The sequence below is a fragment of the Caproiciproducens lactatisolvens genome, assembly GCF_052443335.1.
In the GTDB taxonomy this organism is placed as follows: domain Bacteria; phylum Bacillota; class Clostridia; order Oscillospirales; family Acutalibacteraceae; genus Caproiciproducens.
The window spans coordinates 2,240,153-2,252,511 of record NZ_CP195750.1 but is presented as its reverse complement, the minus strand read 5'-3'; the positions used below and the strand labels follow the sequence as shown (position 1 = coordinate 2,252,511).

At 55.5% G+C, this 12,359-nt stretch carries 12 protein-coding genes and 1 riboswitch; of the genes, 8 read left to right on the top strand and 4 right to left on the bottom strand.

Features of this window, described 5'->3' with window-relative positions:
- The first annotated feature begins 67 nt into the window (after window positions 1-67).
- The 8 genes from ACRQV7_RS11000 to ACRQV7_RS10965 all read left to right on the top strand — a co-directional run bounded on the left by ACRQV7_RS11000 (window position 68) and on the right by ACRQV7_RS10965 (window position 7,520).
- Window positions 68-1,036: an ROK family protein gene (locus ACRQV7_RS11000; RefSeq protein WP_444658176.1), complete on the top strand. Its 969-nt coding sequence runs from the start codon at window positions 68-70 to the stop codon at window positions 1,034-1,036.
- Window positions 1,037-1,269: 233 nt separating this feature from the next.
- On the top strand, window positions 1,270-2,505 hold the full coding sequence (locus ACRQV7_RS10995) for an ammonium transporter (RefSeq protein WP_444658175.1): 1,236 nt from the start codon (window positions 1,270-1,272) through the stop codon (window positions 2,503-2,505).
- A 20-nt stretch (window positions 2,506-2,525) separates the two neighbouring features.
- Window positions 2,526-2,867 carry a P-II family nitrogen regulator gene (locus tag ACRQV7_RS10990; RefSeq protein ID WP_275713894.1) on the top strand — a complete coding sequence of 114 codons (342 nt, stop codon included), beginning with the start codon at window positions 2,526-2,528 and terminating at the stop codon, window positions 2,865-2,867.
- 140 nt (window positions 2,868-3,007) lie between these two features.
- Window positions 3,008-3,105: riboswitch (TPP riboswitch) on the top strand.
- A gap of 180 nt (window positions 3,106-3,285) precedes the next feature.
- A complete protein-coding gene (gene thiD / locus ACRQV7_RS10985) occupies window positions 3,286-4,089 on the top strand; it encodes a bifunctional hydroxymethylpyrimidine kinase/phosphomethylpyrimidine kinase (RefSeq protein WP_275713913.1) in 804 nt (267 codons plus the stop codon).
- Complete coding sequence (gene thiC / locus ACRQV7_RS10980) at window positions 4,086-5,399, top strand: phosphomethylpyrimidine synthase ThiC (RefSeq protein ID WP_444658174.1); 1,314 nt, start codon at window positions 4,086-4,088, stop codon at window positions 5,397-5,399. The genes thiD and thiC overlap by 4 nt, the downstream gene beginning before the upstream one ends.
- A gap of 30 nt (window positions 5,400-5,429) precedes the next feature.
- Window positions 5,430-6,248 carry a hydroxyethylthiazole kinase gene (thiM, locus tag ACRQV7_RS10975; RefSeq protein WP_275713892.1) on the top strand — a complete coding sequence of 273 codons (819 nt, stop codon included), beginning with the start codon at window positions 5,430-5,432 and terminating at the stop codon, window positions 6,246-6,248.
- On the top strand, window positions 6,238-6,873 hold the full coding sequence (gene thiE, locus ACRQV7_RS10970; protein WP_444658173.1) for a thiamine phosphate synthase: 636 nt from the start codon (window positions 6,238-6,240) through the stop codon (window positions 6,871-6,873). The genes thiM and thiE overlap by 11 nt, the downstream gene beginning before the upstream one ends.
- A complete protein-coding gene (locus ACRQV7_RS10965) occupies window positions 6,870-7,520 on the top strand; it encodes an HAD family hydrolase (RefSeq protein WP_444658172.1) in 651 nt (216 codons plus the stop codon). The genes thiE and ACRQV7_RS10965 overlap by 4 nt, the downstream gene beginning before the upstream one ends.
- A 30-nt stretch (window positions 7,521-7,550) precedes the next feature.
- Here the strand turns inward: ACRQV7_RS10965 and ACRQV7_RS10960 are convergent, their stop codons facing one another.
- The 4 genes from ACRQV7_RS10960 to ACRQV7_RS10945 all read right to left on the bottom strand — a co-directional run bounded on the left by ACRQV7_RS10960 (window position 7,551) and on the right by ACRQV7_RS10945 (window position 12,302).
- A complete protein-coding gene (locus ACRQV7_RS10960; RefSeq protein WP_444658170.1) occupies window positions 7,551-8,906 on the bottom strand; it encodes a GH1 family beta-glucosidase in 1,356 nt (451 codons plus the stop codon).
- A gap of 40 nt (window positions 8,907-8,946) precedes the next feature.
- A complete protein-coding gene (locus ACRQV7_RS10955; RefSeq protein WP_444658169.1) occupies window positions 8,947-9,807 on the bottom strand; it encodes a carbohydrate ABC transporter permease in 861 nt (286 codons plus the stop codon).
- Complete coding sequence (locus ACRQV7_RS10950) at window positions 9,804-10,757, bottom strand: carbohydrate ABC transporter permease (protein WP_444658167.1); 954 nt, start codon at window positions 10,755-10,757, stop codon at window positions 9,804-9,806. The genes ACRQV7_RS10955 and ACRQV7_RS10950 overlap by 4 nt, the downstream gene beginning before the upstream one ends.
- A gap of 96 nt (window positions 10,758-10,853) precedes the next feature.
- Window positions 10,854-12,302 (bottom strand): carbohydrate ABC transporter substrate-binding protein, encoded by a 1,449-nt coding sequence (locus ACRQV7_RS10945; RefSeq protein WP_444658165.1) that lies wholly within the window; start codon window positions 12,300-12,302, stop codon window positions 10,854-10,856.
- Window positions 12,303-12,359 lie beyond the last annotated feature (57 nt).

Sequence of the window (12,359 nt, the reverse complement as noted above, 5' to 3'; positions counted from 1 at the left end):
GTATTGACCGCCCGTATTGGTGCTGCTGAAAACAGGCCGGGCTGTTTCTGAAAAGGAGGGTTACTATATGGAAGGAACGGAATCATTACCGGCCGTTTACCGGGTCGGAATCGACCTTGGCGGGACCAATATCGCGGTGGGGGTGGTGGATGAGGAATTTCACATCGTCGCCAAATACTCCATCCCGACGGGGGCGGACCGTCCCTATGAGCAAATTGTCGAGGATATGGCGAAAGGCGTAAGAAAGGCCCTGCGCAATGCCGGGATTCCCGTGGAACAGTGCTGTTCCGTTGGGATCGGCAGCCCGGGAATCTGCGATTCCGAAACGGGTACGGTGCTGTACTCGAACAATCTTGGCTGGAAGGGCGTCCCTTTGACCTCCGCCCTGCAAAAATGGATCGACCTGCCCTGCCGTCTCAGTAATGATGCGAACTGTGCGGCGCTGGGAGAGGTTGCGGCGGGCGCGGCAAAGGGCTGTAAAAATGCCGTTCTGATCACGCTGGGGACCGGCGTCGGCGGCGGCGTAGTGCTGGACGGCAAAATATTTTCCGGCTGCCATTCCGCAGGCGCGGAGCTGGGGCATACGGTTCTTGTCAGGGACGGGGAGCTCTGTACCTGCGGGCGGCGCGGATGTCTGGAAGCGTATGCGTCGGCCACCGCGCTGATCCGGCAGACGAAGCGCGCCGCGCAGGAACACCCGGAATCGCTGATCTGGAAGCTGTGCAAAGGGAATCCGGAGCGTATCAGCGGCCGGACTTCCTTTGAAGCGGAAAGGCAGGGCGACGAAACGGGACGGCAGGTGGTGGACAGCTATCTGTCCTATCTCAGTGAGGGAGTCGTCGATTTTGTCAATATTTTTCGCCCGGAGTGTGTCATCCTCGGCGGCGGAATCTGCAACGAAGGGGCGCGTCTGCTCGACCCCATCAACGCGTTTGTCCGTCATTTCTGCTTTGGCGGAGAGCTGGTGGAAGCGCCCGCGGTGATGAAAGCCGCTCTCGGGAACGACGCTGGCATTATCGGTGCCGCGCTTCTGTAAAAAATGGATTGATAAAAACGCATAGAAATTTTCAACGATTGATTTTGAATTTTACCGCTTGACAGATGCTCCAAAATAGATTAATATATTTTGGTAATAAAGGCGGCCGTGAGCAGAAGGCTGCCTGCCGACGCGTCTTATTGGCAATGAGGTCAATAAAGCTTTACTTTCATGTATTGCTTTATTGACCTTTTTATTTTTTCTGCAAAAAACAAAAGAATAGGGGTTTGAACATGGATCATGGAGATGTGGCGTGGATGCTGACCTCCTCAGCTCTGGTACTTCTTATGACACCGGGCCTGGCATTTTTTTACGGCGGTTTTGTTAAGCGGAAAAATATTATCAATACGTTGATGTCTTCGGTTGTTCTGATGGGGGTGGCTTCCGTTTTGTGGGTGCTGGTCGGCTTTTCCCTTTCCTTCAGCGGGGATATCGCCGGTATCATCGGAAATCTGAAATGGGTGGGAATGAATTTTAATGGCTTTACGGATACAACGCTTCCTTACCCCAACACGCTGACTTTTGCCGTTTTCCAGATGATGTTTGCCATCATCACGCCCGCGCTGATGACCGGCGCGGTTGCCGAGAGAATGAAGTTTTCCTCTCTCGTTGTTTTTACGGCCATCTGGTCCCTGATCGTCTACTATCCCCTTGCGCACATGGTCTGGGGCGGAGGGTTCCTGTTCGACATCGGTTCCGTGGATTTTGCGGGGGGCAACGTGGTACATATCAGCTCCGGCGTCAGCGCCCTTGTCCTTGCCATCTTTCTCGGCAAGAGGAAAAATTACGGCAAGGCGACTTACCGCCCGCACAACGCGCCGATGATTTTTATGGGCGCCGCGCTTCTGTGGTTCGGCTGGTTCGGCTTTAACGCGGGCAGCGCATTAGCAGCGAACGAGCTTGCCGTTCACGCTTTTCTGACAACGAATACCTCGGCTGCCGCGGCGATGCTTTCCTGGCTGATGATCGAAGTGGTCACGAGCGGAAAACCGACGATTGTGGGCGCTTCCACCGGACTGGTGATCGGCCTTGTGGCGATCACCCCCGGAGCGGGCTTCGTTCCCGTCTGGGCGGCTTTGGCCATCGGGGCCATGGTCAGTCCCATCTGCTATTTCTTCATTACCGTTGTGAAGCCGAAATTTGGCTATGACGACGCGCTGGATGTGTTTGGGTGCCATGGCGTCGGGGGAATATGGGGTGGCATCGCGACGGGTATTTTTACGCAGAAATCCATCAATTCCGCGGCGGCGTGGAACGGGCTGATCTTCGGCGATGCAAACCTGTTCCTGCGCCAGCTTGCGGCAATCGCCATCACCGTTGTCATCGCGGTTGTCGGTACCCTGATCGCCGGGAGCATCACTTCGGCTGTTACGGGCGGCATCAAGGTTTCCCAAAAAGACGAGAATGTGGGGCTCGACGCTTCCCAGCACGGGGAATCCGCTTACCCGGCGTTTAACGGGATGGATTAAGAAATGAGAATGGTGAAGATATGAAAAAAATTGAAGCGTTTATACGTCCGGATCAGCTGGAAGATATCAAAGAAATCCTCGATTCTCTCCAGCTCAACGGCCTGAGCATTATGCAGGTCATGGGCTGCGGCAGTCAAAAGGGCTGGAAGGAATTTGTAAGGGGTACGGAGGTCGACTGCCAGTTCCTGCCGAAAATCAAAATTGAAATGATCGTTCTGGACGAACAGGCCGATACGGTTGTGGACAGCATCGTCGAAAAGGCGTACACCGGGGAATACGGCGACGGAAAAATCTTTATTTCCGACATCAGCGACGCCGTACGTATCCGTACGGGGGAACGCGGCAGGGAGGCTATCCAATAGCGTTCATAATGGGTTCCATGGGATAAAAAATTCGCCGGACTGCCGGTTTCCTTCCGTTTACGGTGTTCCCTGTACCAAAGCGGCGTGGAAAAATACGGACGGAAGACGGATTGACAGGCATTCCAATACAGTATATAATAAAATACAACGGGGGGAACTCATGGAGTTGAGAAGGTAAAACCTGACCCTTTGAACCTGTCGGCTAATACCGAGGTAGGGAACGTTGACTGATTCGCGTTCACCTGTTTGGGTGGACGCTTTTTTAATTGAATAGACGCGGGGGGACTCATCCGAGTTGAGAAGGTAAAACCTGACCCTTTGAACCTGTCAGTTAACGCTGTCGTAGGGAGCACAATCCGGTTCTTTTATGCTCGCCTTGACGGTGGGCATTTTTTTATTTCAGAAGGAGGAGTTAGCTATCAAAAATTTACTGACCATTGCGGGTTCCGACTGCAGCGGCGGAGCCGGAATCCAGGCCGACCTGAAAACCTTTGCCGCGCACGGGGCCTTTGGCATGAGCGTCATTGTTTCGGTGGTGGCGGAAAACACCAGCCGCGTGATTTCCATTCAGGATATCCCGCCTCAGATTGTCGCCGACCAGATCGACGCCGTGTTTGAAGATATCGCGGTGGACGGGGTAAAAATCGGCATGCTTTCCGGCGCGGAGCAGATGAAGACGGTCGCGGAAAGGCTGCGTTTTTACCGGCCCGGCGGCGTGGTGCTGGACCCGGTGATGGTCGCGAAGGGCGGCCGCGCCCTGATGCACCCGGACGCGCTGGAAACGCTGAAAGCAGAAATGCTGCCGCAGGCTTTTCTGCTCACGCCCAATATCCCGGAAGCGGAAGCCATCACCGGCATGGAAATCCGCACCGTCGGGGATATGGAAAAAGCCGCGGCTGTCCTGAGGAGCATGGGCCCCCGGCATGTGCTGGTCAAAGGCGGGCATCTGGAGGGCGACGCGGTGGACATTTTGTTTGATGGGGAAGAAATCCATCCGTTTCGGACGGAGCGGATTCCCACAAAAAATACCCACGGTACGGGCTGTACCCTTTCCTCCGCCATCGCGGCGAACCTTGCGAACGGAATGGACGTTCCCGAGGCCGTCGGCGCCGCGAAAGAATACGTTACCACAGCCATCCGGCACGCGCTGCCGGTCGGCAAAGGTCACGGCCCGACCAATCATTTTTACAATTTGTATAAAAACGGAGGATTATTACAATGAGAACATATCACACGCAGATGGAAGCGGCCAAAAAGGGCATTGTCACCAAAGAGATGGCCGTGGTGGCGGAAAAAGAATCCATGGAGCCCGAAAAGCTGCGGGAGCTGGTGGCATCCGGGCAGGTCGCCATTCCGGCCAATATTCACCATACGGCCCTGTCCCCGGAAGGAATCGGCGCGGGACTGAAAACAAAAATCAACGTCAATCTGGGAATTTCGGGCGACTGCAAAAATTACGATGTGGAAATGCAGAAGGTGGACATGGCGCTCCGCTTCGGCGCGGAAGCAATCATGGACCTGAGCAATTACGGCAAAACCAATACCTTCCGGCGGGAGCTGATTGCGAAATCCCCCGCGATGATCGGCACGGTGCCCATGTACGATGCGATCGGGTATCTGGAAAAGGATTTGCTGGAAATCTCCGCGAAGGATTTTCTGAAGGTGGTGGAGGCGCACGCAAGGGAAGGCGTGGACTTCATGACGATTCACGCGGGCATCAACCGCCGCGCGGTGGAGGGCTTCCGCAGGGAGGGCCGTATCATGAACATTGTTTCCCGGGGAGGCTCTTTGCTTTTCGCGTGGATGGAGATGACGGGCAATGAGAACCCGTTTTACGAGTACTATGACGAAGTGCTGGAAATCCTGCGCGAATACGACGTGACCATCAGCCTGGGCGACGCGCTTCGTCCCGGCTGTCTGGACGACAGCACCGACGCGGGGCAGATCGGGGAGCTGGTCGAGCTGGGAAACCTGACCAGACGCGCGTGGGAAAAGGACGTGCAGGTCATGGTGGAAGGCCCGGGCCACATGGCCATGAATGAGATCGCGGCCAATATGACGCTGCAGAAGCGGCTTTGTCACAACGCGCCATTCTATGTGCTGGGACCTCTGGTCACCGACATCGCTCCCGGCTACGACCACATCACTTCCGCCATCGGCGGAGCGATTGCGGCGGCCAGCGGCGCGGATTTCCTGTGCTACGTCACCCCGGCGGAGCACCTTCGTCTGCCGGATCTGAACGATGTCAAGGAGGGAATCATTACCAGCAAAATTGCCGCGCACGCGGCGGATATCGCGAAAGGCGTTCCCCATGCGCGCGATCTCGACAATCAGATGGCACACGCGCGCCACAGGATGGACTGGGACGAAATGTTCCGGGTCGCCATAGACGGGGAGAAGGCAAGGGACTACTTTGAAAGCACCCCTCCCGCCGACCGCCACACCTGTTCCATGTGCGGAAAAATGTGCGCCGTCCGCACGACCAACCTGATTCTGGAAGGCAAAAAGGTAGAGTTCTGCTCTGAAAAATAAAAGAGAAATAAATATCCGGAGGATGAAACAATGAATCAGATCACCAAAGAAGTATCAAACGCAATCCGTGTCCTGAGGGAAAAGGTTCCGTTGGTACACAATATCACCAATTATGTGACGGTCAACGACTGTGCAAACGCGCTGCTTGCCATCGGCGCTTCGCCCATTATGGCGGACGACATTGCGGAAGCGGCCGATATTTCCGCTATTTCTTCCGCGCTGGTGCTGAATATCGGCACACTGAACCAGCGCACCATCGCCTCCATGCTTGCGGCGGGGAAAAGAGCGAACGAACTCGGGATCCCCGTCGTGTTTGACCCGGTCGGCGCGGGCGCGTCCAAACTGCGCAACGACGCGACCAGAGAAATCCTGGAGCAGGTCAGGCTTACGGTCCTGCGCGGGAATATTTCCGAAGTCTCCTTTGTCGCGGGGCTGGGCGCTTCGACGAAGGGAGTGGATGCCTCCGAGGCCGACGGCGGCAACGACGCGGTTGCCGTCGCAAAAGCCGTTGCGGAAAAGCTGGGCTGCACGGCTGCTGTTACCGGTGCGGTAGACGTGATTGCCGACGGGAAGCGCGTCGTCAAAATACGCAACGGACATCCCATGCTCAGCAGGGTGACCGGTACCGGCTGCATGACCTCCGCGCTGGTCGGCGCCTACGCGGGCGCGCTGCGGGACGGATTTACGGCGGCGGTCTCCGGAATCGCTTCCATGGGAATCGCGGGCGAGCTTGCGTACGAAGCGGCGGGCCAGACCGGCACCGGCAGCTTTCATATCGCCGTGATCGACGCGCTGAGCCGCCTGAATCCAGTTTTATTGGAAGAGAAGGCGAAGCTAAATGAAATCTGAAATCGATTATTCCCTGTACCTCTGTACGGACAGGGAACTGATGAGCACTCCTACGGTGGAGGAATCGGTGGAGCAGGCGATACAGGGGGGCTGTACGGTCATCCAGCTGCGGGAAAAGAATATTCCCTCCCGCCTGTTTTACGACACGGCCCTCGCGGTGAAAAAGGTGACGGAACATTACGGCGTCCCTCTGATCATCAACGACCGGCTGGACATTGCGCTTGCGGTCGACGCGGATGGCGTGCACGTGGGGCAGAGCGATTTGCCCTGCGGCGTGCTGCGCCGTATTTTGGGGGAAGAAAAAATCATCGGGGTGTCCGCGTCCACTCTGGAAGAAGCCGTTCGGGCCGAAAAGGACGGCGCGGATTATCTCGGCGTGGGCGCCATGTACGCGACCGGGACGAAAACGGATGCCGCAATCGTCTCTATGGAAGAACTGCACGCCATCCGCAGGGCGGTTCAGATCCCGATTGTCGTCATCGGGGGGATCAACCGGAAAACCGCCCCCGCGTTCTGCAAGATCGGGATCGACGGCTTAGCGGTGGTTTCCGCGGTGATCGCACAGCCCGATATCCGCGAAGCCGCCCGCGGGCTTTTACAGATTTTTCAGGGAGGGAATCCATGAAGGAATTGAAAGGCGCGATTTTTGACCTTGACGGCACCTTGCTGGAATCCATGGGAATCTGGGCGCAGATCGATCAGCGGTTCCTTGCGAAACGGGGAATCCCCCTGCCGGACGACTATGTCGAAAAGGTTACGCCCATGAACTACCGGGATGCGGCGGCGTACACCATCGCGCGGTTTTCCCTGCCGGAAACGGCGGAGGAGGTCATCCGCGACTGGAAGGAAATGTCCGAACAGGCATACCGTTTTGAAATCGCGCTGAAGCCCCGGGCCGGGGAATTCCTCCGGAAATTGAAAAGCCGGGGGGTCAGGCTGGCGGTCGCGACCGCGCAGGCCCCCGAACTGTACGAGCCGGCGCTGAAAAACAACGGCGTTTTTGACCTGTTCGACGCTTTTGCCCATCTGGGCGAGGTGGAGAGGGGGAAGGGTTTCCCCGATATCTATCTTCTGGCGGCGCAGCGGCTCGGCCTTTCCGCGCGGGACTGCGTGGTGTTCGAGGACATTTCGGCGGGAATCCGGGGAGCGAAGGCGGGCGGCTTCCGGACCTGCGGGGTTTACGACCCGTACTCGGACTATGAAAAAGAGACCATCCTCCGGGAAGCGGATCGGTATATTGATTCGTTTGCACAACTGCTGGAACCGGACTGAATGGATACGAACAAAACGGAGAGAGGCTTTTCAGAGCCTCTCTCCGTTTTGTTCCATCGTTTTTTGGTACCAGTAAGCGCTGTCCTTCGGGATTCGCTGCTGTGTTTCGTAATCGACATAGATGATACCGAAGCGTTCGTGATAACCGGAATCCCATTCAAAATTATCCATCAGGGACCAGACAAAGTAACCTGCGACATCAATACCCTCATTTACCGCCATCCTTAAATAACGGAGATAGCGGCGCAGATAATCGATCCGGTTCGGGTCGTGTACCCGCCCGTCCAGTGAGATAGCGTCATGGGCGGACATCCCGTTTTCACTGATGATGATTTTTTTGCCGTATTTTTCATACAGGAATTTACTGCACCAGTACATGCATTCCGGGGTTACGGGCCAGTTCATGGCCGTTTTCGTCATCCCCACGGGGAACGGCACCGGCTCCCAGCCGTCCTTCGCCGCCCGGACGCGGGCGGCGTGGTAAATATTCTGCCCGTAAAAATCGACTGGCTGACGGATGAGTTCCATGTCCTCTGCGCTGATTTCGGGCAGTACATCGGGAAATTTTTGCAGGAAGTCCTTGGGGTACTCCCCCTTCAGGATCGGGTCGCTCCAGAGGGAGACGCTGAAAAGCGCGTCAAGATAGTCGCCGGGGACCTCGAAGGTAGCGCGCCGCGCGGCTTCGGCATCCTCGGTCCGGTCGGTCTGCGGAACGAAAATCCGCCCGCACTGCGCCAGTCCCACACTGACAGGACCGCCGTATTCCCTCAGCGCGCGGACAGCTCTTCCGTGCGCCAGCAGGACGTGGTGGACCGCCAGAAAATTATCCGCGGCGGAAAGCTTCAGGCCGGGCGCATGCGTGCCGCGGCCGTAGCCCAGTACGATAAAGCACTGCGGCTCATTGATGGTAAAATAGTGATGAATTTTGCCTTTAAAACGTCTCGCAATGGTTTCGGCATACTGTTCGAACCACAGCGGGCTCTGCGGGTTCAGCCAGCCGCCCTGCTTCTGCAGGACGGCCGGATAATCCCAATGAAAAAGAGTGGCATAGGGTGTAATCTGATTTTGCAGGAGTTCCTCTACAAGGTCTTCATAGAAACGCATGCCCGCTTCGTTTACTTCCCCTGTTCCGTCCGGCAGAACGCGGGGCCAGGAGAAGGAGAAACGGTAAGCACGGATGCCCAGCTGCTTCATCATGGCGATATCTCCGCGGAAGCGGTGGTAATGGTCGCAGGCGTCGTCGCCTGTCTGACCTTCAAAAACGGCGCCCGGAATACGGCAGAACTCATCCCAGACAGAGTCGCTTTTGCCCCCTTCGCGCGGGGCCCCTTCGATCTGGTAGGAAGCGGTTGCGGTGCCCCAGATGAAATTTTCAGGAAATCCCATTTGCTTCATCCCCAGCTCAGTTTATTTTGCGGCGGACCGGTTATCCCTTTACGCCGCCCAGCGCAACGCCGCGCACAATGTATTTGGAGAGAATCAGGTAAATCATGATGACCGGAATGATCGCGATGGTGACCATCATGTAGACCTGCCCCATGTCGAATTTGAGGAAATCCGCGCTGCGAAGCTGCGAAATCAGGATGGGCAGAGTCTTTTTGTCGGCTTTGTCAATCAGCAGGGCGGGAATAAAGAAGTTATTCCACGCGGTCACAAAGGTGAAAATTGCCTGTACGGCCACCGCCGGCTTCATGACCGGAAGCACGATGGTGTTAAAGGTGTGGAACTCGCCGCTGCCGTCAATGCGCGCGGCCTCCACGATTTCCATCGGCATATTGCTGTCAAGGTACTGTTTCATAAAGAAAAATACAGTGGGAGAAGCAATGGAGGGCAGAAACAGCGGAATCAGGGAATTGCGCAGCCCCATCGCCTGCATCTGATTGACGAAGCCCACCGCCGAAATCTGCGTCGGCATCATCATAATCAGCAAAATAACCGTAAAAGCGGTCTTCTTAAATCTGAAATCGTAAGCGTAAATCCCATAGGCGGTCAGCGCCGAGAAATAGGACGCCAGAAGCGCCGTCAGCGCGGAGACGACAAGGCTGTTATAAATACCGCTCAGCACGGGGATGTTCGCGTTTTTCAGAAGATTTTTCAGGTTTACGACAAAGGATTTTCCCGGAAGAAACGAGAACCCCTGCTGAATCTGATAGGTGTTCCGGGAAGCGTTGATCAGCAGCATGTAAAAGAAAAACAGGCACAAAAAGCAAAGAGCGGCCAAAACAAGATAACAGGCGGCCCGTGCGGCGGAAAGTCCGGATTGACCGGATTTAGAACGCTTATTCATCCATGGACACCCCTTTTTCTTTTGTTTCCGGCAAAGCCGTCGTTGTTTGTCGTGATAAAATAGATCAGGAAGCAGAGCGCCGCGCAGATCAGGAAAAGCACGGTGGAGACCGCTCCGGCCATCCCGTAATTTTTGCTGTACATATGATTGTTCAGGTACATGATCATCGTGGTCGCGCTGCGGTCCGGATTGCCGGAGCCGTTGGTCAGAATCTGGGGCACGTCAAACATCTGCAGGCCGCCGATGAGCGAAGTGACCAGGACATACGCCATAATGGGACGGATCAGCGGAATGGTGATCCGCCAGAACATCTGGCTGGAGGAGGCGCCGTCGATTTCGGCCGCCTCGTAAAGTCCGGGGTCGACGCCCATGATCGCCGCCATCAGCAAAATCGTGGTATTTCCGAACCACATCAGGAAATTCATAAAGCTGATCAGCCCGCGTGTGCCGGCTATGCTGGCCAGAAAACGGAAGGGCTGGCTGAAAATACCGAGGGACACCAGGCTTCCGTTGACGGGGCCGTTGTCGGAGAACAGCGCGAAAAACAGCATGGCAAAAGCGGACGCCATAATCAGATTCGGCATATAGATCACGGTTTTAAAGAACCCCTGCCCGCGCAGGTTCAGGCGCTGGTTGGTAAACCATGCCGCCAGCAGCAGCGAGATGATGATCTGGGGGACAAAGCCGATCAACCAGATCAGAAGGGTGTTTCCCAGGTAATTCGGCAGGTCCGTCTGAAATAATTTGACATAATTCGCCATGCCCGTAAAGGTAGGCCCAATAATTTTCAGCCCCTGGCGGTAATATTGAAAGAAGCTGTAATAAATGGTGGAGCACAGAGGGATCAGTGAAAAGACAATAAATACGATAAAAAACGGAGAGATAAAAAGATACCCCCATTTTGCGTAGCGGCTGCGCTTCCTTTTTTTCGGCGTACTCTCAGCGTTCATGAAGTCGAAGCCCCCTTTCCCTAATAAAGCCGCACGACCGCGGTCCGGGGGAAGCCCCCCTTTTGGCAGCCGTGCGGTCAGCTTAAAAAACGAGTGTTATGACGGCCATTTTATCTCTGTGATCTCAGGATATTTTTCCTTGACTGTTTTTTCAAAGTTTGCCTTTGCTTTTTCAAGGTCGATCGTGCCGTTGAAATAGTCCTTGAAGCATTTCTGCATGCTTTCGTTCATTCCCTGATCGTAGGGACCGGCGTTGCTCATGTCGATCTTCGGCGCCACTTCGGCAAAAAGCTTAATGTGGTTCTGGCCGCCGAGGAACGCGGATTTGAAGTCGCTGTTCGCGATTTCTTCCATGGCCGCTTTGTTATTGGTATAATCCTGTGTGTCGGTTGTGATCTTCTTCATGATCGTTCCGTCGCAGGTGAGGGACTTCATGACATTTTTGATCGTGCCAAGGTTGTCGCTTCCCTTGGCGCCGCAGATCCATGTGCCGCCCCAGTAGTAGCTTTGCGGACCCTGACAGACGGCATAGTCGCCGTAAACGCCGTTGCCTGCTTCTTCCTTGCCGCCTTCCGCGACCGGTGTTTTCAGGGAGTTGCCCAGCAGGGTAAAGTTAATGCCCCAGGTGGAGTAGAAGAATCCGAGTACTTTTCCGCTCGGACCCTGGTCGGCCTGCCATTTGTCGTCCCAGAGGGAGGTCTTGTTGTTGTAGCCCTTTTCCGCGTATTCCTTCGTCTGCTTGACCCAGTTCATCAGGTTGGGGTCAACCGTGGCCGTCGTATCCGTTACCCACGGAGCGGATACGTTGTTGGAGAAGGTGCGGTAGCTGTCGTCGTAGCCGGAAAGCATCTTGTAGCCCTTTGCGCTGGCCTGCGCCGCGACACTGTTGAACTTATCCCAGTCGGAGAGGGCTTCCTGTACCTTTGCGGGATCGTCCGTGCCCAGCACCGCTTTGGCGATGGAACGGCGGTAAGCAAAAAGGCCCGGGGTCGCCTGCCAGGTGGTGCCTTTCAGGGCGCCGCTTTTGTCGGTGACGATATCCTGTGTGTACTGGTATTGGTTGGACAGGTCGCTGTCCGTCAGCCCTATGTCTTTCTTTACATCCAATGTGTATTCACTGTCGACATATTTTAATGCGTAATCGGCTTCCACCAGGAAAATATCGATTTTGTCGTCGGCAGCGGCGCTTTCCTGAGAAAGCAGCGCCTGATCCAGTTTGTTCTGATAGTTGTTGTTGTCGTTTGGGTTGATGGTCCATTTGACGACGGTGCCGTCGTTTAAGGTAGTGGTGGATTTGTCCTTGGCCACTTCCTTCACTTCCGGATAGTAATCGTTGAACCTGCTTTGGAACTCATCGTTCCAGCACCAAATGTTGAGCGTTTTCCCTTCCGCTGCCGGAGCTTCGCTGTTTGCGGCTTCCTGGCTTTCAGCGGGAGCTGCCGTCGATGCGGCCGGTCCGCTCTGACAGCCGGAAACGGTTGCCGTGACGCCTGTCATCATCGCGAGAGCCAGAAGTGTTGCGGTGATTTTTCTTGCCTTTTTCATGTTTACGAAATCCTCCTTTAATCTGGCGGACAATCCGCTAAAATGTATCAGCATGGC

Excerpts from the sequence above, each read along its gene's own strand:
- ACRQV7_RS10990 (WP_275713894.1), top strand. The coding sequence starts at position 2,526 with ATGAAAAAAATTGAAGCGTTTATACGTCCGGATCAGCTGGAAGATATC.
- thiE (WP_444658173.1), top strand. The coding sequence starts at position 6,238 with ATGAAATCTGAAATCGATTATTCCCTGTACCTCTGTACGGACAGGGAA.
- thiM (WP_275713892.1), top strand. The coding sequence starts at position 5,430 with ATGAATCAGATCACCAAAGAAGTATCAAACGCAATCCGTGTCCTGAGG.
- ACRQV7_RS11000 (WP_444658176.1), top strand. The coding sequence starts at position 68 with ATGGAAGGAACGGAATCATTACCGGCCGTTTACCGGGTCGGAATCGAC.
- thiC (WP_444658174.1), top strand. The coding sequence starts at position 4,086 with ATGAGAACATATCACACGCAGATGGAAGCGGCCAAAAAGGGCATTGTC.
- ACRQV7_RS10960 (WP_444658170.1), bottom strand. The coding sequence starts at position 8,906 with ATGGGATTTCCTGAAAATTTCATCTGGGGCACCGCAACCGCTTCCTAC.
- ACRQV7_RS10955 (WP_444658169.1), bottom strand. The coding sequence starts at position 9,807 with ATGAATAAGCGTTCTAAATCCGGTCAATCCGGACTTTCCGCCGCACGG.
- ACRQV7_RS10950 (WP_444658167.1), bottom strand. The coding sequence starts at position 10,757 with ATGAACGCTGAGAGTACGCCGAAAAAAAGGAAGCGCAGCCGCTACGCA.
- ACRQV7_RS10995 (WP_444658175.1), top strand. The coding sequence starts at position 1,270 with ATGGATCATGGAGATGTGGCGTGGATGCTGACCTCCTCAGCTCTGGTA.
- ACRQV7_RS10965 (WP_444658172.1), top strand. The coding sequence starts at position 6,870 with ATGAAGGAATTGAAAGGCGCGATTTTTGACCTTGACGGCACCTTGCTG.
- ACRQV7_RS10945 (WP_444658165.1), bottom strand. The coding sequence starts at position 12,302 with ATGAAAAAGGCAAGAAAAATCACCGCAACACTTCTGGCTCTCGCGATG.